Consider the following 19,503-nt stretch of genomic DNA (forward strand, 5'->3'; position numbering starts at 1 on the left):
ACACCGATCCGGCGCTCCCTCCAGGGGGGTCGGCGCGGATGCCGGCGCTATAGCGGAAACGGCCGGGGAAGGCAAGGGAACGGGGGATTTTATGGCACCTTGCGGTGTCGACGGGGAGCCCGATATCCGCCGCCCGCTCCATCCTGCCCGAGGTCCTACGCCTTCGCGTAGGATGACAATCTATAAGAACCACCGCGAGCGGCTACGTATTTGTTTCTTATATATAATTCTGTCATCCTACGCGAAGGCGTAGGACCTCGGACCGAAGAGGGCGCAACGCGGATATAGGGCGCACCCGTCTTGCCGGGCGGCTTCGGGGCATTGCGGTCTGGCAATCCGCATGAAAACGTTTAGGACAGCGGGGCCGGTCCGGAATGTCCGGTGTACAGGAGCGGCAGGCGATGACGGCGGACGACGAGGGCATGCGCGAGGAGATCCGTCGCGAACTGACCGAAAATATCCTGCCGTTCTGGCAGGGGCGCATGCGCGATCCGAACGGCGGCTTCTTCGGCGCCGCGAATTGCGACGGTATCGTTGACAAAACAGCGCCGCGCGCCTCGGTGGTCAACGCCCGCATCCTCTGGACCTTCGCCACGGCGACGCGGGTGCTCGGCGCAAGCTACCGCGCCACCGCCGACTGGGCTTTCGACGATCTCCGGACGCGTTTCGTCGATGGTGAACATGGCGGCCTCTACTGGCTCATCGACGCCGACGGGCGCCCGCTGTCCGACCGCAAGCAGATCTACGCCCAGGCCTTCGCCATCTACGCCTTCTCCGAATATGCCCGCGCCACCGGCAACCGCGACAGCCTGCGGCTGGCGATCGAGCTGTTCCACCTGATCGAGAAGCACGCCGCCGACCGCGGGCGCGGCGGCTATATCGAGGCGCTTGGCCGGGCCTGGGGGCCGCTCGACGACATGCGCCTCTCCGACAAGGACCTCAACAGCCCGAAGTCGATGAACACCCATCTTCACGTCATGGAGGCCTATACCAACCTTCTCCGGGTGTGGCGCGACCCGGCGCTGGTGGCGCGGCAGGCCGACCTGATCGCCGTCACGCTCGACCGCATCGTCGATGCCGGCCATTTCAGGCTGTTCTTCGACATGGACTGGCGGCCGCTCGGCGACCACGTCTCCTATGGCCACGACATCGAAGGCAGTTGGCTGCTGGTCGAGGCGGCCGAGGTGCTGGGCGACGCGGCGCTGATCGCCCGCGCCAGGGAGGCCGCCATCCTGATGGCCGAGCGGACGCTCGCCGAGGGCCGCGACCGCGACGGCAGCCTGCATTACGAGGCGCACGGCGACGGCCGGCTGATCGACGCCGACAAGCACTGGTGGCCGCAGGCGGAGGCGCTGGTCGGCTTTCGGAATGCCTTCGAGATGACCGGCGACGCGGCGTTCCGCGACGCGGCGCGCGACGTCTGGGCCTTCATCCGCGACAAGCTGACCGATCGCGCACATGGCGAATGGCACGCCAAGCTCAAGCCGGACGGCCGGCCCTATACGGCGGCCGAGGACCCCGACGCCTGCCTCGCCGGTCCGTGGAAGTGCCCCTATCACAACGGCCGCGCCTGCTTCGAGATGCTGGAGCGGCTCAAGGGGTAAGCGGCGTCGAGGACTTCGGGGTGGGAAACTCGGGAGCCGGGCGCCTATATGTGCCGATTGCCCCATTCTGCCCGAGGTCCTGCGCCTTCGCGCGGGATGACAGAATTATATAATGAAAACAAATATATAGATTGTCATCCTGCGCGAAGGCGCAGGACCTCATGCCGGAAAATGCGTGACGTGGATATCGGACGCCAAAACCCGGCGCCCATCATCCTCAGATGAACAGGCTCGATACCGACTGCTCGGCGGCGGTGCGCGAGATGGCTTCGCCGATCAGCGGGGCGATGGAGATCCACCTGAGCTTGGGGCTGTTCTCGAAGTCCTCGGTCGGCTGGATGGAGTTGGTGAACACCATTTCCTTGAGCTGCGAGGCGGTGATGCGGGCGATGGCGCCACCGGTCAGCACGCCGTGCGTCGCGTAGGCGGTGACCGACTTGGCGCCCTTCAGCAGCAGCGCGTCGGCGGCGTTGCACAGCGTGCCGCCGGAATCGACGATGTCGTCGACCAGGATGCAGTCGCGGCCGTCGACGGCGCCGATGATGTTCATCACCTCGGATTCGCCCGGCCGCTCGCGGCGCTTGTCGACGATGGCCAGCGGCGCGTCGATGCGCTTGGCCAGCGCCCGGGCGCGCACCACGCCGCCGACGTCGGGCGACACGATCACCACGTTGTCGGTGACGTAGCGCTCCTTGATGTCGCGCACGAACACCGGCGCGGCGAACAGGTTGTCGGTGGGGATGTCGAAGAAGCCCTGGATCTGGCCGGCGTGCAGGTCGAGGGTGAGGACGCGGTCGACGCCGGCGTTGGTGATCAGGTTGGCGACCAGCTTGGCCGAGATCGGCGTGCGGCCCTGCGAGCGGCGGTCCTGCCGGGCGTAGCCGAAATAGGGCAGCACGGCGGTGATGCGCTTGGCCGAGGAGCGGCGGAGCGCGTCGGTGATGATCAACAGCTCCATCAGGTTGTCGTTGGCCGGGTAGCTGGTCGACTGGAGGACGAACACGTCCTCGCCGCGCACGTTTTCGAGGATCTCGACGAAAATCTCCTGGTCGGCGAAGCGGCGGACCGAGGTCTTGGTGAGCGGCCGGTCGAGATATTCCGAGACCTGCTCGGCCAGCTTCGGATTGGAGTTTCCAGCGACAAGTTTCATGAACGTCGACCTCGCGAAAAGACCTCGCCGCCCCCATGAGAGACGGGAGCGGCGACCGGCTGGCTGGTTTCGCGCGCCTTTTAGCAGCGCGATGGAGACGCGTAAACACGCGATCTCGCGAATGCTGCCATGTTGACGGCGTTATGCGCCGACTTATGAGTTTAGAGCGTGCCGGCGGGCGGCCTGGTCGACGCGAGGCCCGCCTGGGCGGCCGGCGCACCGGTCGCCGACGGCTGCGGCAGGCGGTTGATCCAGGCGTAGACGTCCTCGACGGTGCGGGCGGCGACGGTGTCGAGCACGCTGCCGGTGACGCTTTCCCACGGGTCGTCGTTGGCGCCGCCGGTGATCTCGATGCCCGAGAAGCGCAGCACGCGGTTGCCGCTCTGGTCGAGAATGTCCCAGACGTAGGTGACGTTGGTGCCGACGTCGCCGCCGACCGCCGACAGATAGCCCCAGACGTGATAGGTGGCGGTGGTGTCGGTGCGGCGGACGAGGCGCAGGTTGCGCTGCTGGGCGTATTTGGCGATCGACTTGGCCAGCTCGTCCTGCTTGTTGGTCGGCACGCCCTTGATCTGGTCGAAGGAGAAGGTGGCGACGGCCGCCGGCACGGCCGGCGCGGCCGGCTGCGTCGCCTCGGGCGGCGCCGGCACCGTCGGCCCGGCGACGGCGGCCGACCTCGGCCGGGTGGGCTCGGTTGACTGGCAGGCCGTAAGGACGGAGGCGAGGGCGATCGTCAGGACGGCGCCTGACAGCCGGAGCGATCCGGTGCGCTTCGTTCCGCTCAGAAAACCCATCCATCCGCCTCCCGGCAAATCACAGCCGTGTGCCGTTAGAGCATTTTTCGGCCCGTCTGGAAACCGTTTTTGCGTTGTCTATCCCTTGGTTGGGGGCCCTTGGTTGGGGCCCTTGGTGGAGGCGGACGGCGTCAGGGGCCTTCGAGCGTGATGGCCGCGAGGTGGCGGCCATAGTCGGCCTCGCCATTGTGCGTCATCCGGCGGTAGGAAAAGAAGCGCGCTTCGTCGCCGTAGGTGCAGAGGCCGAGATTGGTGGCGCGGACGCCGGTCCGCTCCAGCCGGAAGATGATGTAGCCGGGCAGGTCGAACATGGCGTGGCCGGGCCGCTGCGACGGCGCGAACCAGCGCTCTTCGCCGGCGTCGCGGAAGCGGGCGACGAATTCCGGGCCGACCTCGTAGGCGGCGGCGGAAATGGTCGGGCCGAGGCTGGCCATGATGTCGCCGCGCCGGCTGCCGAGCCGGACCATGGCGTCGACGGTCGCCTCGAGGACGCCGGTGAAGGCGCCCTTCCAGCCGGCGTGGGCGGCGCCGACGACGCGCGCCTCGGCGTCGGCGAACAGCACCGGGCCGCAGTCGGCGTGGCTGGTGCCCAGCGCGATGCCGGGAACGCGGGTGACCAGGGCGTCGGCTTCCGGATTGTCCTTGACGGCCCAGGGCTCGGTCACCTCGACGACGTCGGGCGAATGCACCTGATGGAGGGTGACCAGCCGGTCGCGCCGGACACCGACGGCGTCGGCGATGCGGCCGCGATTTTCCGTGACGTTGGCGCGATCGTCCCTTGAGCCGTAGCCGGTGTTGAGGCTGGCGTAGAGGCCGCCCGACACGCCGCCCTCGCGGGTGAACCAGCCGTGGCGGATGCCGGGGAGGGCCGAGAGGACGGGCGAACGGACGATCATCGATAAGTTCCGGGGAGGGGGTCTGCGGGGTGGTCTATGCTTGTCAAATGAGGCTGCAATCGCGACCATTTTCGGGCGGGGTTTGGGAAAGAGCATGACATCGCGCCGGTGGAGGACCATCGCCGCCGGCGCCTTGGAATCCGCTTCAGAATCCGGACAGGGCGATCGGCGGATGCGTCACCGCCATCGCCTTGAACAGCGTGCCCATCTCCTCCGGTCCGGCCAACCGTTCGACGGCGGCGACGATGGCCTGCTGGTCGGCGGCGCTCTTGCCGGCGCCGAGCGCCCCGGCCCGTTCGGCGAGGCCCATGGCGATGAGAAAATCGCCCTGCGTCACCGGCCCCAGCACCGCCGCCCCCTCGGCGGCGGCCGCCTGGGCGAGGCGGTCGAAATCGACGTGGGCGGTGAGGTCGCATTCGCCGGGCTCGCTGAGCGGTTCGGCATAGTGATGGGCGCGCACCGCCTGCAAGGTCTCGCCGAAGCCGCTTTTCACGTGGCCGTAGTCGAAGATCAGCGCGGCGCCGCCGTGCCGGACGAGGCGATGGGCGAGCGTGGCGAGGATCGCCTCGGCGGGACGGTTGATCTCGGCCACCGCGCCGACGTCCGCCTCGCCGGCGCCGGGCGGCAGCAGGGCGAGGTCCGGCGCGGCGGCGCCGATGCCGAAGGCGAGGTTGCCGGCCTCGTCGAGGCCGACGACGCGCTCGCGCCAGCCGCGCTCGCTCAGGACGAACTGGCGGATCGGCAGGGCGTCGAAGAACTCGTTGGCGACCACCAGCAGCGGTCCGTCCGGCAACTCGTCGATGCGGTCGTGCCAGACCGGGCTGGCGAAGCCGGTGAGGCAGGCGGCCTGGCGGCGGCGCAATTCCGGGCTGATCTCGACCAGATGCACCTCGGCGGCGCGGATGAAGCCGGGGTCGACGCGGCCGGCCCTGAGCAGGTCGGCCATCAGCGTGCCGCGGCCCGGCCCGAGCTCGGCGAGGATCAGCTTCGGCGGCCGGCCGAGCGCCTCGTAGGCGGCGACGCACCAGATGCCGATCAGCTCGCCGAACATCTGGCTGATTTCCGGCGCGGTGATGAAGTCGCCCTCGAGGCCGATGGCGGTGCGGGTGGTGTAGTAGCCATGCTCGGGATCGGACAGCACGAGGCTCATGTAGTCGGCGACCGAGATCGGGCCGACGGCGGCGATCAGCCGGCGGATCTTGTCTTCGAGGCCGGTCATGACGAGGGTTCCGGGCGCCGCGTCCGGCCGCCGAGCGCCAGCGCCACCAGCGCCAAGGCGGCGACGGCGGTGACGGCCGACAGCAGCATGCCCATGGTCAGGAAGTTGCCGGCCAGGAAGCCGACCTGCGGATCGGGCTCGCGCACCGTTTCGACCAGGATGCGGGCGGCGGCGTAGATCAGCCCGAAGATGCCGACGGCGAGGCCGGGCTTCCGGAGAATGCCGGCCTTCCAGATCAGCGGCGTCAGCACGGCGAAGATCAGCAGGCCCTCGAGGCCGGCCTCGTAGAGCTGGCTCGGGTGGCGGGGCAGGCCGTCGGAATTGGGAAAGACGAAGGCCCAGGGCACGTCGGTGACGCGGCCGTAGAGCTCGCCGTTGACGAAGTTGGCGAGGCGGCCGAGGAACAGGCCGACCGGCGCGGCGGCGGCCGTGAGGTCGAAGACCGTCAGCACGTTGAGGCCGCGCCGGCGGGCGAACAGGTACTGGGCGAGCGCGGTGCCGATGAAGCCACCGTGCACCGACATGCCGCCGTGCCAGATCTGCAGGATCTCGATCGGATTTTCGCGATAGGCGGCGAAATTGTAGAACAGGATGTAGCCGATGCGGCCGCCCAGCACGACGCCGAGCGTCATCCAGACGAGGAGGTCGTCGATGTCGGTGGCCTTGGGCCGCCTGACGCCGTTCCACAGCCGCTCGGTTTCCACCAGCCGGATGATGTACCACCAGCCGAAGATCAGGCCGGCGACATAGGCCAGCCCGTACCAGCGGATGGAGACCGGGCCGAGCTCGACGAGGACGGGGCTGATCGGCGGGAAGGGCAGGGCGAAAAGCGGCATCGTGGTCCTTCTGTCGGGTAGCGGCGCGAACCCGCCGGGCGAAATTCCCGCGACCGAGGATTGATGGGCGTTTACCACGGCGTCAAGCTTTATGTCCGCCTCGGGCGCCGGCGGGCCTCCGCCCTTGGCTTTCGCGCTTCGCTTTGCGCCAGCACCGCCGAGGCGACTTCGAGGTGGCCCCCATTTTAATGGTCGGTATGGCGATCTATATATGCCGCCCGCTTCATCCTGCCCGAGGTCCTCCGCGTAGAGGACAACTTATAGAGCTGATTCCTATATATAATTCTGTCATCCTGCGCGCAGGCGCAGGACCTCGGGCAGGAAAGGGCACAAGGCGAATATAGGGTGCCAGTTCCGCGAAAATGGCTTGGCATGCATTTGCCTGTCGCAGCAAGGGAGCGGGCGCTTGGTTCCGCCCCTTTCGACGCTGCACCCGCTCGCGCGGTTCCAACTGCTTCCCCGTTCCATCTTCCGCTTGAAGCGGAATGGACGAGGGGCCAAATAGGAGGTCTGGTCCGCCATTTTGGAGACGACTGTCATGACGACCGGCCCCCAGGGACGCATCTACGACGAATTCGCCAAGCTGATGAACGACGCCGCCGGCCTCGCCCAATCGGCCGGACGGGAGGTATCCTCGGCCTTCCGCGCCCAGGGCGAGCGGTTCGCCTCCGAGCTCGATCTCGTCCGCCGCGAGGATCTCGAGACGGTGCAGGAGATCGCCACCCGCGCGCTCGCCGAGGTGGAGCGGCTTTCCGCCCGCGTCGCCGAGCTGGAAACGCGGCTTGCCCACGGCGAGGTTTCCCACAGCGAGGCCGGGGCTGGAACCATCGACGGACCATAAGGGTTTCCGTTTCAACGGTCTTCAGGCATATTCTGAAGCCAACATGAGATTCGTGCGCCGGCTGCATGGCACATCGGCGCATGTCGGGTTGCTGCATTCCGGGGCGGCTCAGGCTGCTTCGGTGTTGCCGGTAGGCGTTTCGCCGCCGCCGGCCAAAAGGTGTCGGCGTCGGCGTTCCCGCCCCGAAGCGGAGCAACGATGGTCGGCATCGGTATCGGCACACGCTGTTCTGCAGCGGCAACCCTGGAGGTCAAGATGACCCTCATCGACGTGCATTCCGAGCGAACCGCCAATCCCGTGGACGAGATCGAACTGCTCGCCGCGCAGAACGACTGGACGTTCGAGCGCTCCGACGAGGACGAGATCGCCATCTCCATTGCCGGCGACGACACGGACTACAACGTCGCCGTCACCTGGCTCTCCGAGATCGAAGCGCTGCACGTGGCCTGCGCCTTCGACATCAAGGTGCCGACGGTGCGCAAGACCGAGGTGACCAAACTGCTGGCGCTGGTCAACGAACAGCTATGGATCGGCCATTTCGACATCTGGCAGGCCGAGGGCGTTGTCATGTACCGCAACACGCTGCTCTTGGCCGGTCAGGCCGAGGCGACGTCGGAGCAGATCGAGGCGTTGATCAACACGGCGGTCGACACCTGCGAGCGCCACCGCCTCGCCTTCGACTTCGTGGTGCGCGGCGGCCGCAACGCCAAGGAAGCGCTCGACCACGCGCTCCTGGAGACGGTCGGCGAGGCCTGATCCTGTCCGCCACGAAATGAACAAGGTCCCGGCAGGTTCTGCCGGGACCTTCCTTTTTGATGAGGCTGCCGCCATCGGCTGACGCGGCGGTCGCTGATATGATGCCGATATGCTAGATGAGCCGCCTCGCGAATCCGTTGAGACCATGACCGACGATCCCGATCTCATTCCCGATACCGACGCCGACGACGCGCCCTCGTCCGAGTTGCCCGAACTGGAGGCGCCCGAACTGGAGGCGGTCGAGGAAGAGGGCGGCGAGATCGACCTGTCGACGGCCGAGACGCGGCGCGGCGTCGAGGTGGTGCAGGCGATGGTGCGCCTCTTGCCCAACAGCCCCGGCGTCTACCGCATGCTGTCGCCGTCGGGCGACGTGCTCTACGTCGGCAAGGCCAAGAGCCTGAAGAAGCGCGTCACCAACTACACCCGGCTCGGCCAGTTGCCGACCCGCATCATCCGCATGGTGCAGGCGACGGCGGCGATGGAATTCGTCGTCACCAAGACCGAGACGGAAGCGCTGCTGCTGGAAGCCAACCTGATCAAGCAGCTCAGGCCACGCTTCAACGTGCTGCTGCGCGACGACAAGAGCTTCCCCTATATCCTGATCACCGGCGACCATGTGGCGCCGCAGCTCGTCAAGCATCGTGGCGCCCGGTCGCGCAAGGGCAGCTTCTTCGGCCCGTTCGCCTCGGCGTCGGCGGTGACCGCCACCATCAACGCCATGCAGAAGGCCTTCCTGATCCGCACCTGCTCGGACGGCGAGTTCGAGACGCGGACGCGGCCCTGCATGCTCTACCAGATCAAGCGCTGCTCGGCGCCCTGCACCGGCGAGATCGACGCGGCCGGCTATGCCGAGCTGGTGGGCGAAGCCAAGGATTTCCTGTCCGGCAGGAGCCGGCAGATCAAGGAGCAACTGGCGGCCGAGATGAATGCCGCCGCCGAAAATCTGGATTTCGAGCGGGCGGCGGTCTGCCGCGACCGCCTCGCCGCGCTGTCCCACGTGCAGAGCCGGCAGGGCATCAACCCGCAGGGCATCGAGGAGGCCGACGTGTTCGCCGTCCACCAGGAGGGCGGGCAGACCTGCGTCGAGGTGTTCTTCTTCCGCACCGGCCAGAACTGGGGCAACCACGCCTTCTTCCCCAAGGCGGGCGGCGCCGAGGCGGGCGAGGCGCTGTCCTCGTTCATCGCCCAGTTCTACGACGACAAGCCGTGCCCGTCGCTCGTCCTGGTCAGCCACGTGTTCGAGGACATGGCGCTGATGTCCGAGGCGCTCACCGAGAAGGCGAACCGGCGCGTCGAGGTGATCCGGCCGCAGCGCGGCGAGAAGAGGGACGTCGTCGAGCAGGCGGTGCAGAACGCCCGCGAGGCGCTGGCCCGCCGCCTCGCCGACACGTCGAGCCAATTGAAGCTGATGGAGGGCGTCGGCCGGGTGTTCGGCCTTGCCGACACGCCGAAGCGCATCGAGGTCTACGACAACGCCCATATCATGGGCTCCAACCCGGTGGGCGGCATGATCGTCGCCGGCCCCGGCGGCTTCGTGAAGAACCAGTACCGCAAGTTCAACATCCGCTCGACCGACATCACGCCCGGCGACGACTTCGGCATGATGCGCGAGGTGATGACGCGGCGCTTCTCGCGCCTGGTCAAGGAGCACGTCAGCCGCGCCGAGGCGCCGCGCGACGAGGACGGCTTCGGGCCGTGGCCGGACCTGGTGCTGATCGACGGCGGCGCCGGCCAGTTGTCGGCGGTGAAATCGATCATCGACGAGCTCGGCATCGCCGACGTGCCGCTGGTCGGCGTCGCCAAGGGGCCGGACCGCGACGCCGGCCGCGAGCGCTTCTTCGTGCCCGGCCGGCCGGACTTCATGCTGCCGACCCGCGACCCGGTGCTCTACTTCATCCAGCGCCTGCGCGACGAGGCGCACCGCTTCGCCAACGGCAGCCACGCGGCGCGGCGGTCCAAGCAGATCTCCGAGGGCGGCCTGCAGGAGATCCCCGGCGTCGGCCCGACGCGCAAGCGGGCGCTGCTCAACCACTTCGGCACGCTGAAGGAGATCGAGCGGGCGGCGCTCGGCGATCTCGAACAGGTGCCGGGCATCTCGGCCGCCACGGCGAGGGCCATCCACGATTATTTCCGGAAAGGGTGAGGGAGATTCTCGGCGCGCTCCATCCTCTCGGCTATCGGGGGGAGATCGATATCGGCCGATCGCTCCATTCTGCCCGAGGTCCTACGCCTTCGCGCAGGATGACGATCCATGGGAGGCGATGCGCTCGGCGACGACGGCGTGACAGGGACGTTCGCGTATCCGGGCAAATTTCCGGGCAAGCTTGAGAGATAGCGTATCCGGGGAATTTGCCTCGGGTCCCAGTGTGCCGGACTATCCCTTTGTTCCCCATATATAAAGCCGTCATCCTCGCGCAGGCGAGGACCTCGGGCAGAACAAAGCTCGACGCCGATATGGCGCTCCAGCAACGCTGGGGCGCCTGATACATCCCTCATCCCCTTCTCGTCCCGAGGTCCTCGCCTTCGCGAGGATGACACTCTATGGAAGGCGAAGGCGAAGGCGATGCGCTCGGCGATGATGGCGTAACAGGAGCATTCACGGATCCGGGAATTTGTCCCGGGTACTCATCCTACGCGAAGGCGTAGGACCTCGGGCAGGAAAGGACGAGACGCAACTATAGGGCGTCGGCACGTTCCCCTATGGATTGCGACATTATTCGGGACTAGTGTTCCGTCCATCGAACAGCATGTTGGACAGAGAGGGGTTGGTTCTTGGTTACGACACAGACGCCGGCGATCGACAAGGCGATGGCGGTATTCGCGTTTCTGGCCGAGAACGGCCGCGCCAGCTTCACCCAGATCCAGAAGGCGACGGGATTGCCGAAGAGCACCTCGTCGTCGCTGCTGGCCTCGCTGTTGGCGCACGGTCTGGTCAGCCTCGAGGAGGGGCGCTACGCGCTCGGCCTCCGGTGGTACGAGCTCGGCAACAAGGTGGAGGAAAGCCTCGATATCAAGCGCGCCGCCATGGAGCCGCTCACCCAGCTACGCGACCGGACGCAACTGACCTGCCATCTCGGCGTGCTGGAGGGATCGTCGGCGATCTACGTGCTGAAGCTCGAAAGCCCGACGGCCATCGTCATCCGCAGTTGGGTCGGCCGCCGGCTGTCGCTGCACAGCTCCGGCCTCGGCAAGGCGCTGCTCGCTTGGCTGCCGGAGGCCAAGCTGAACGCCATCCTGCCCGACGTCGACTTCGTCAGGCGGACGGACACCACCATCGTCGGCGTCGACGCGTTCCGCGAGGAGCTCGCGGCGACGCGCGCGCGGGGATGGGCGTTCGACAACGCCGAGGACAACGACGGCGTCTACTGCGTCGCGGCGCCGCTGATCAACGCGGCGGGCGAGGTGACCGCCGCCATCAGCGTGTCCGGCGTCTCCTCGCAGGTCAACCGCGCCAATCTCGACGACATCGCCGCCGCGGTGGTCGCCACCGCCGGCAGGATCGCCGCCGATTATCGGCACTGAGCATCCGCCCGAAAAGTTGCAGACTTTTCGGATCAGCGGATGCGGCAGGCAAAGCGCCCGATCGTCACGAAAAAGGCCCGCGCGAGGCGGGCCTTCCTTCGTCGTTGCCTGTGATCGGCGCCGGTATCCGCCGTGGGGTTAGCGGATGTAGGCGCCGGCCATCAACGAAGCTGCATTCTGAGTGTACTGGCGATAGACGCCCTTGCGGTTGGAAAAGTCCGGGGCCGTCCAACCGACCTTGCGCTTGGCGAAGGCGGCGGCAACCTCTTCGGCGCCGGCCGGCTTGCGGTCGAGGCCGACGACGTTGAGCTTGCGCGCCTTGACGTCGATCTCGATCAGGTCGCCGTCCTCGATGAAGGCGATCGGCCCGCCGTCGGCGGCTTCCGGCGACACGTGGCCGATGCACGGACCATGGGTGGCGCCGGAGAAACGGCCGTCGGTGACCAGCGCCACCGAGCCGTTGAGGCGGCTGTCGAAGACGATGGCATCGGTGGTCATCAGCATTTCCGGCGCGCCGGAGCCGCGCGGCCCCTCGTAGCGGATGACCATGACGTCACCCGGGTCGATGCGATTGTTGATGATGGCGTCCTGGGCCGCCTCCTCGGAGCCGAACACCTTGGCCGGGCCGGTGTGCTGGTGCATCTTCGGGCTGCAGGCGGAGTATTTGATCACCGCGCCGTCGGGGGCGATGTTGCCCTTGAGCACGGCGATGGCGCCGATCTTGGACTTCTCCGGGTCGCGGATCAGGTCCTGCCGCTCCAGCTTGAAGTTGGCGAGATAGCCGAGGTTGTTCTCGAAGAAGCCGGACTTCTGCAGCACGTCCAGGTTTTCGCCCAGCGTGCGGCCGGTCACTGTCATGACGTCGAGGTCGAGGTGGTCGCGGATCATCCACTGAACCATCGGGATGCCGCCGGCGAACCACAGGAGCTCGGTGACGTAGCGGCCGGACGGCTGCACGTTGGTGAGATAGGGAATCTCGTGGTTGATGCGGTCGAACACGTCCGGCGTCAGCTCCCAGCCGAGCGCGTGGGCGATGGCCGGCAGGTGGATCAGCGCGTTGGTGCTGCCGGAGATGGCGGCGTGCACCTTGATGGCGTTCTCGAAGGCCGCCTTGGTCAGGATCTTCGACGAGGTGATGCCCTTTTCGGCCAGCACCAGCGCCTGATGGCCGGCCAGGCGGGCGTAGCGGGTGATCTCCGACATGGTGGACGGCGCCAGCGCGTTGCCGGGCAGCGCCATGCCCAAGGCTTCCGACATGCACTGCATGGTGCTGGCGGTGCCCATGAACTGGCAGGCTCCGGCGGTGGGACAGCCGCAGCGCTGCAGGTTGTGGATCTTGTCGGCGCCGATCTCGCCCTTCTTGAACTGGGCGGTGGCGCCGCCGAGATCGGAGGTCGTCATGTTCGGGGCGGGCCGCATGGAGCCGCCGGGCACGTGGACCAGCGGCATGTCGAGGCGGGCGGCGGCGATCAGGTGGGCCGGGATCGACTTGTCGCAGCTCGACAGCAGCACGCCGGCGTCGTAGGGGACGACCGAGGCATGCAGCTCGACCATGTTGGCGATCATCTCGCGCGAGGCGAGGATATAGTTCATGCCGTCGTGGCCCTGGCCCCAGCCGTCGCAGATGTCGGTGACATGGTGGCGCACGGCGCGGCCGCCGGTTTCATGCACGCCGAGCATCGCCTCGTAGCCGAGCTTTTCGAGGTGGAAGCTGCCGGGGTGGCTCTCGCCGAAGCAGTCGTCGATCAGCACCTGGGGCTTTTCGGTGTCTTCGACCGAGTAGTTCATGCCGAGCCGGAGGGCGTCGAGCTGCGACCACAGGTCGCGGGCGAAGTGACATTTCTGGGACATTTGCTTGCCGTTTCTTCTGGAACTTCCGAAACGTCGGAGGGCGTCAGCGCGGGGCTTTCGACGTCACCTTCGGCAGGGTGTAGAGCAGGACGGAGGCGATCACCAGCGCGGCGATCAGGAAGGACAGGCCGACCTCCTGGCTGAAGGCGGTGGTCAGGTAGCCGACCAGGAACGGGCCGATGAAGCCGCCGAGATTGCCGAGCGCGTTGATGGTGCCGCGGACGCCGCCCACCACGTTGGACGGGAACAAGAGCGGCGGCAGCGTCCAGAACGGACCGGCATAGGCCTGGAGGAAGAAGCCGCACAGCACGATCATCGCGTAGGACACCCACATGTTGCCTTCGAGCAGGATCGACAGGGTGAGGCAGACGGCGAAGCCGACCATGGGGATGGCGGTGTAGCGGCGGCGGTTCATGGTCTGGTCGCAGCGGCTGGCGATGAAGAACTGGCCGGCGATGCACAGGATGTAGGGCAGGGCGGTCAGGAAGCCGACCGTGGTCATGCCGGAGCCGGTGAGCTGCTTGATGATCACCGGCATCCACAGGGCGAAGCCGTAGAAGCCGACCTGGAAGAAGAAGTAGATGGCGACCAGCTTCCACAGGTTGGCGTCGCCGACCACGGTGCGCACCGACACGTTCTCGACGACGACCGCCTTGGCCTTGTCCTCGGCGAAGCGGGCGTCGAGCCAGGCGCGCTCGCGCGGGTCGAGCCACTTGGCCTTGGCTGGGGTATCGGCGACCATCGGCACCCAGATCAGCAGCAGGGCCAGCGACAGCACGCCCTCGACGACGAACATCTCGCGCCAGCCCATCGACTGGATCAGCCAGCCGGACAGCGGCGCGGTGATGATGGAGGCGACGGCGAGGTTCATCTGGAAGAAGGCGATGGCGCGGGCCTTTTCCTCGTTGGGGAACCAGTGGCCGATTAGCGCCAGGATCGCCGGGTAGACGCCGCCCTCGGCGACGCCGAGCACGAAGCGGATCAGCAGCATCTCGTTCTGGGTGCGCACCAGACCGGTCAGCGCGGCGACGCCGCCCCAGACGATGATGGTGCCGGCGATGAAAGTCTTGGCGCTCAGCCGCTCGGCGATCTGGCCGCCGGGGATCTGCAGGAAGATGTAGCCGACGAAGAAGATGCCGGCCGCCAGGCCCGCGAACGAGGCGGTCATGCCGAGCTCGGTGCTCATGCCGCCGGCCATGGCGATCGCGATGTTGGTGCGATCCATGTAGGCGACGATGTAGACGATGATGACGGCCGGAATGATGCGCAGCCAGCGGGCGCGCGGAATGGCCGCGGCGTCGGTTGCGACGGCTTGCAGGTTTGCCATTTGGGTCTCTCTCCCTTCATATCCGCGCCCGGTGATTGCCTCCCCTAAGGCTGCCGGCCGGAGCCGGCGACTTGGCGCGATATCGGATGGGCACATTGCGTGCCCCGAGGTGTGCTGGTGGACGGACGGGCGTCCGTCCGGGATGGCCGCCCGCCGTCTCGTCCCCGGCGGGTGGCATGGAAAACGGGCCGCCGGCTGCCGCCGGCGGGATGCGTCACGGCAGGACGCCGGCCGCCTTCAGGATGGCGGCGAGCCGCTCGGTCTTTTCCGCCGACAGCGGCTGGACCGGCGCCAGCACCTCGGTGGAGATGTCGAGGCCGGTAAGGCGGATCGCCTGCTTGATGACGCCGAAGAACGGGCTTTCGAGGTCGTAGACCTGCGACAGCCGGGCAAGGCGGCGCTGCAGGGCGAACATGGTCTCGTAGTCCCTGGCGACGAACGCCTTGTAGATGCCGCAGGTGACCGAGGCCGCGAAGTTGGAGGTGGCGGGGATGCCGCCGTTGGCGCCGAGGATCAGCGCGTCCATCATGTATTCGTCGAAGCCGGCGAAGATCACGAAGTCGGGGCGAACGGGACGCACGACGTTGATCAGTTCGCGCAGGTGGCTGGCGTTGTCGACCGTGTCCTTGATGCCGATGATGTTGGGCACGTCCGTGGCGAGGCGGGCGACCAGCTCGATGTCGAGACTCTGCTTGGTCAGCGCCGGGAAGTTGTAGAGCAGCACCGGCGTTTCGACCGCCTCGGCGACCGTGCGGAAGTGGTTGTAGATGTAGTCGCGGGCGAGCAGGGCGTAATAGGGATTGACCACCAGGAGGCCGTCGACGCCGAGCTTGTCGGCATGGCGGCCGAACTCGATGGCTTCCGCCGTGCTGGGGCTGGAGATGCCGATCAGCACCGGCACGCGCCGTGCCGTATGGGCGACCACGAATTCCGCCACCTCGAAACGCAGCTCCTTCGGCATGTGGCAGAACTCGCCGCCGCTGCCGAGGAACAGCATGCCGTCGACGCCGTCGGCGACCAGCTTGTCGATCAGCGCGGCCATTCCCGCCCTGTCGAGACGCCCCTCACCGTCGACGATCGTCGGCACCGGCGGAAAGACGCCCCGAAACTTGTCCAAACTCATCTTTGGCTCCGTGTTCTTTATATGGAACTTAAGTTCTGTATGACGATCATACACGGAGGCCCGATAGCGTCAACGTGCGGGGCTTGCGGATGGTGATTGGACGTATGCCGCGATGCCGCTGCGGGGGCGTCTTGACGATTGGGGCAGGCGCGCGGGAGGCCCGGGCCATCCATGACGGGTGAGGGAGGGCGGCGGTATCCCGAGCTTGCGAGCGCTATATTCGCCTTGAGCTCTATTCGGCCCGAGGTCCTACGCCTTCGCGTAGGATGACAAATTATATATATAAAACAAAATGATAGACCGAAATTCGGTTCAGAGGTCGCCATCTTGCGCGAATGTCGGCCTCGCGGGACGCCTGCGGATGGCTCCGCGATATCCCATTGTTTTTCCTATATATAATACTGTCATCCTACGCGAAGGCGTAGGACCTCGGGCCGGAAGGGGCGCGGCGCGGATATGGGGCTCCGGAAGCGATCCAATCTGTTCCCTCCCTCCTGCCCCCTCCCACCTGTGGGGAAGAGGCGGGCGGTATCCCGGGCTTGCGAGCGCTATATTCGCCTTGGGCTTTAGTCTGCCCGAGGTCCTACGCCTTCGCGTAGGATGACAAATTATATATATGAAACAAAATGATAGACCGAAATACGGTTCAGAGGTCGCCATCTTGCGCGAATGTCGGCCTCGCGGGACGCCTGCGGCTGGCTACGCGGTATCCCGTTGTTTTTCCTATATATAATACTGTCATCCTACGCGAAGGCGTAGGACCTCGGGCCGGAAGGGGCGCGACGCGGATATGGGGCTCCGGAAGCGATCCGGTCCGTTTTACCCCTCTCCCTGGTCCCTCCCCCACAAGGAGGGAGGGGACGCAGCTTGGGTCTACCCATTGCTTGAAGGCTCGGCTTGCCCGGAAAATGGGTCGGCATCTCCCGTCGTTTGTGGGGGAGGGACCAGGGAGAGGGGTACAGGGCGGCGGGCGGATTGCCGGCGTGCTTCACAACAAGCTCGCGCCCACGTTGATCGCCAGCGCCAAGATGGCGGTGTTGAAGAAGAAAGACAGCACCGAATGGGCGAGCGCCACCCGGCGGATGCGCGGCGAGGCGATGGCGATGTCGGCCGTCTGGGCGGCGACGCCGATGGTGAAGGCGAAATAGGCGAAGTCCCAGTAGTCCGGTTCCTCGATGCGGTCGGGGAAGATCAGGCCGGGGCCCTCGCGCAGATAATAGTCGTGGGCGTAGTGCTGGGCCATGATGGTGTGGACGAACAGCCAGCTCATCAGGATGGTGACGGCCGCCGCCGCCGCCCGCCAGAGGCGCAGGGGATCGCCCGCCCCGGCCTGCAGCAGCTCGGCGCCGATGGCGACCAGGCTCGACAGCGTCGCCGCCATCGACAGCAGGATGATCGTCCCCTCGCCCTCGTCATGCCGGGCGGCGCGCTGCCTGAGCTCGTGCACGTCGGACCGGATCATCATCGTCCAGGTGGTGACGAGATAGAGGAGGACGCCGGCGTTCCAGCCGACCAGCAGGCGGCCCGGCCCCTCGAGGCCGGCGGGCGAGACGACGCCGGCGATGATGCCGACGACGATGCCGGCGACGAGGCGCGGCCTGATTCTCAGGGCATGGAAACCGCGATGGAGGAAGGAGCGGCGGGGATGAGGGGTGGTCATGGGGCCTCGCGCGACAATCTGCGACCGCCAGCTTGATCCGGGACGGCTCGATACGCAATCGCGGTCGGTTGGCCGATACCCGTCGATTGTTGCCTGTCCGGTGAACAGTGTGTTCCTTTAAAGGTGAGGTCGAATCTCATATTAATTGACGTGGATCAGGGAGCCCCGGCCGAGGCCGGCCCAGGTTGCGCGCATCCTGTCCAGGATATGGAGATCGAACATGCCGCTTCCCACCGATACCGACCGCGACCGCCTGATCATCCCGGCGCTCGGGCCGTTCTACGAAACAATCGCCCAGCCGCTGGCCTTCGTCGCCCTGCGCGTCGCCGTCGGGCTGATGCTGGCCATCGAGGGCTGGCCGAAGATCACCGCGCCGCTCGCCCAGGTCGGCTTCGTCGAGGGCATCGGCTTTCATCCCGGCTGGCTGTGGTCGCCGGTGCTGGCCGGCTTGCAGTTCTTCGGCGGCATCCTGATCGCCGTCGGCCTGTTCACCCGGGCGGCGGCCCTGGCCAACGGCGTGATGCTGGCGATCACCTGGTGGTTCCATGTCACCCACCCCTATGGCGACGCCTTCCTGACGGCGGCCGGCATCGACGCGCTGAAGGCCGGCGGCGACCTGTTCACGCCGGTGGCGGCGGCGCGTCTCGCCGACGGCGGCAAGGCTTTCCTCGAGACGGTGCAGGAGAAGGCCGAGCTGGCCTCGCTGTTCTGGACCGGCTCCACCTTGCTGTTCGCGGCCTTCGGCGGCGGCTGGCTGGCGGTGGATCGCCGGTTGCCCAAGGTATTTTGATCGCTCTCAGGGCGCGTTCGCGCGGGTCTGCCGGATGAGGAAGTCGCGCATGGCGGCCCGTTCCTCGACGGCGACGCCGGTCAGATCGGCCAGCCAGATGCCGTCCGCCGCGAGGCGGATGGCGGCGAGCGCCGGCGTGCCGTCGGTGGCGCGATGCCGCTCCTGGCGACCTTCCACCCAGTCCGACCAGCGGCGCCGCAGGTGCGGATCGGTCAGCATGGAGATGGCCAGCGCCGCCCAGGCGGCGGCGTTGGCTTCCGGCCCGGTGTCGAAGACGGACGCGAGGTAGGCGCGAGTGAAGGCGCCGCGCGGCTCGGGGTCGGCGGCGATCCGCGCGTCGAGCTGGCGGTCGAGCGCTTCCAGAAGGTCGGCAAATACCGCATCGATCAGCGCCTGCTTGCTGGGAAAATGGTGCAGCAGGCCACCCTTGGTCACCCCCGCCGCCTCGGCGACCGCCTGCACGGTGACGGCGGCGAGGCCGTGCTCGACGGCCAGCCGCGCCGCGTGGTCGAGAAGGGCGCGGTGGACGAGCTCGGGCTGCTTCCTGCGGCGGTAGCCGGTTTCCGGGTAGTCGGTTGCCATGTCAGTGAACCGCGCTGCGCGACATGGTGTTGAGCACGACGGCGCCCAGCACGATCAGGCTCATGCCGAACAGCGCCCAGGTGTCGAGCGCCTGGCGGAACACCAGGACGCCGACGATGGCGGTCAGCACGATGCCGACGCCGCTCCAGATCGCATAGGCGATGGCGAGCGGAATGACCGTCAGCGCCTGCGACAGGAAGAAGAAGGCGGCGACGAAGCAGACGATCATGCCGAGGGTCGGCAGGGCCTTGGAGAACTGCTGGCTCTTCTGGAGCAGCGACGAGCCCGTCACCTCGGTGACGATGGCAAGCGCCAGAAAGCCGTAGGCGGCCAGGGACGGATTCATCGGGATCTCCGGATATCTTGAGCGCAAAAGATACCGGATGGTCGGTTTCTTTTCAAGGGTGGAGACGGGCTTTCGGACGCCGGAAGGGGGCGCCGGCGAGGGCATCACGCCACGGTGAACGCCGAACGTTTACCGCTCGGACGTTCGGCAGGTTCCGGCCCTTGCCCTCACCGGGACATCGTGCAATGTCATTGGTGGATCAACAG

At 66.9% G+C, this 19,503-nt stretch carries 17 protein-coding genes; 6 read left to right on the forward strand and 11 right to left on the reverse strand.

All coding sequences use genetic code 11. The features are described from left to right. The first annotated feature begins 374 nt into the window (after nucleotides 1-374). Nucleotides 375-1,604, forward strand: coding sequence for an AGE family epimerase/isomerase (locus CJ014_RS21930; protein WP_207765836.1), 1,230 nt, complete (start codon nucleotides 375-377; stop codon nucleotides 1,602-1,604). Between the two features lie 217 nt (nucleotides 1,605-1,821). Here the strand turns inward: CJ014_RS21930 and CJ014_RS21935 are convergent, their stop codons facing one another. From CJ014_RS21935 to lgt, 5 genes are all read right to left on the reverse strand, one after another. Then, on the reverse strand, nucleotides 1,822-2,754 hold the full coding sequence (locus CJ014_RS21935; protein ID WP_100082641.1) for a ribose-phosphate pyrophosphokinase: 933 nt from the start codon (nucleotides 2,752-2,754) through the stop codon (nucleotides 1,822-1,824). A gap of 161 nt (nucleotides 2,755-2,915) precedes the next feature. After that, nucleotides 2,916-3,548: a hypothetical protein gene (locus CJ014_RS21940; RefSeq protein WP_100082642.1), complete on the reverse strand. Its 633-nt coding sequence runs from the start codon at nucleotides 3,546-3,548 to the stop codon at nucleotides 2,916-2,918. Between the two features lie 131 nt (nucleotides 3,549-3,679). Further along, on the reverse strand, nucleotides 3,680-4,444 hold the full coding sequence (gene pgeF, locus CJ014_RS21945; protein WP_100082643.1) for a peptidoglycan editing factor PgeF: 765 nt from the start codon (nucleotides 4,442-4,444) through the stop codon (nucleotides 3,680-3,682). A gap of 145 nt (nucleotides 4,445-4,589) precedes the next feature. Continuing rightward, nucleotides 4,590-5,663: a class I SAM-dependent methyltransferase gene (locus CJ014_RS21950; protein WP_100082644.1), complete on the reverse strand. Its 1,074-nt coding sequence runs from the start codon at nucleotides 5,661-5,663 to the stop codon at nucleotides 4,590-4,592. After that, entirely contained in the window at nucleotides 5,660-6,499 is an 840-nt protein-coding gene (gene lgt, locus CJ014_RS21955) for a prolipoprotein diacylglyceryl transferase (protein WP_100082645.1), read from the reverse strand. Before lgt ends, CJ014_RS21950 begins: the two co-directional genes overlap by 4 nt. 538 nt (nucleotides 6,500-7,037) lie before the next feature. Here lgt and CJ014_RS21960 point away from each other — a divergent pair. The 4 genes from CJ014_RS21960 to CJ014_RS21975 all read left to right on the forward strand — a co-directional run bounded on the left by CJ014_RS21960 (nucleotide 7,038) and on the right by CJ014_RS21975 (nucleotide 11,618). Further along, nucleotides 7,038-7,340, forward strand: a complete 303-nt coding sequence (locus CJ014_RS21960) for an accessory factor UbiK family protein (RefSeq protein ID WP_100082646.1) — start codon at nucleotides 7,038-7,040, stop codon at nucleotides 7,338-7,340. A gap of 255 nt (nucleotides 7,341-7,595) precedes the next feature. Next, on the forward strand, nucleotides 7,596-8,096 hold the full coding sequence (locus tag CJ014_RS21965) for a type III secretion system chaperone family protein (RefSeq protein WP_100082647.1): 501 nt from the start codon (nucleotides 7,596-7,598) through the stop codon (nucleotides 8,094-8,096). A gap of 145 nt (nucleotides 8,097-8,241) precedes the next feature. Continuing rightward, nucleotides 8,242-10,239, forward strand: a complete 1,998-nt coding sequence (uvrC, locus tag CJ014_RS21970; protein WP_245427538.1) for an excinuclease ABC subunit UvrC — start codon at nucleotides 8,242-8,244, stop codon at nucleotides 10,237-10,239. Nucleotides 10,240-10,868: 629 nt separating this feature from the next. Beyond that, on the forward strand, nucleotides 10,869-11,618 hold the full coding sequence (locus tag CJ014_RS21975; protein ID WP_100082649.1) for an IclR family transcriptional regulator: 750 nt from the start codon (nucleotides 10,869-10,871) through the stop codon (nucleotides 11,616-11,618). Nucleotides 11,619-11,756: 138 nt separating this feature from the next. Here the strand turns inward: CJ014_RS21975 and ilvD are convergent, their stop codons facing one another. The 4 genes from ilvD to CJ014_RS21995 form a co-directional block, all read right to left on the reverse strand. After that, nucleotides 11,757-13,469, reverse strand: coding sequence for a dihydroxy-acid dehydratase (ilvD, locus tag CJ014_RS21980; protein ID WP_100082650.1), 1,713 nt, complete (start codon nucleotides 13,467-13,469; stop codon nucleotides 11,757-11,759). 43 nt (nucleotides 13,470-13,512) lie between these two features. After that, a complete protein-coding gene (locus CJ014_RS21985; RefSeq protein ID WP_100082651.1) occupies nucleotides 13,513-14,796 on the reverse strand; it encodes an MFS transporter in 1,284 nt (427 codons plus the stop codon). Between the two features lie 214 nt (nucleotides 14,797-15,010). Further along, nucleotides 15,011-15,919, reverse strand: a complete 909-nt coding sequence (locus CJ014_RS21990) for a dihydrodipicolinate synthase family protein (RefSeq protein ID WP_100082652.1) — start codon at nucleotides 15,917-15,919, stop codon at nucleotides 15,011-15,013. Between the two features lie 988 nt (nucleotides 15,920-16,907). After that, on the reverse strand, nucleotides 16,908-17,579 hold the full coding sequence (locus CJ014_RS21995) for a DUF1345 domain-containing protein (protein ID WP_100082653.1): 672 nt from the start codon (nucleotides 17,577-17,579) through the stop codon (nucleotides 16,908-16,910). Nucleotides 17,580-17,799: 220 nt separating this feature from the next. On the opposite strand from CJ014_RS21995, the gene CJ014_RS22000 reads away from it, so the two are divergent. After that, nucleotides 17,800-18,369, forward strand: a complete 570-nt coding sequence (locus tag CJ014_RS22000; protein WP_100082654.1) for a DoxX family protein — start codon at nucleotides 17,800-17,802, stop codon at nucleotides 18,367-18,369. Between the two features lie 6 nt (nucleotides 18,370-18,375). On the opposite strand, the gene CJ014_RS22005 is transcribed toward CJ014_RS22000, so the two are convergent. Both CJ014_RS22005 and CJ014_RS22010 read right to left on the reverse strand, forming a co-directional pair. Beyond that, on the reverse strand, nucleotides 18,376-18,951 hold the full coding sequence (locus CJ014_RS22005; RefSeq protein ID WP_100082655.1) for a TetR/AcrR family transcriptional regulator: 576 nt from the start codon (nucleotides 18,949-18,951) through the stop codon (nucleotides 18,376-18,378). A 1-nt stretch (nucleotide 18,952) separates the two neighbouring features. After that, the gene (locus CJ014_RS22010) at nucleotides 18,953-19,297 is read right to left on the reverse strand and encodes a DMT family transporter (protein WP_100082656.1); all 345 of its coding nucleotides are present in this window, start codon (nucleotides 19,295-19,297) and stop codon (nucleotides 18,953-18,955) included. Nucleotides 19,298-19,503: the final 206 nt, after the last annotated feature.

The sequence above is a fragment of the Pleomorphomonas carboxyditropha genome (genome assembly GCF_002770725.1).
Taxonomy (GTDB): Bacteria; Pseudomonadota; Alphaproteobacteria; order Rhizobiales; family Pleomorphomonadaceae; genus Pleomorphomonas; species Pleomorphomonas carboxyditropha.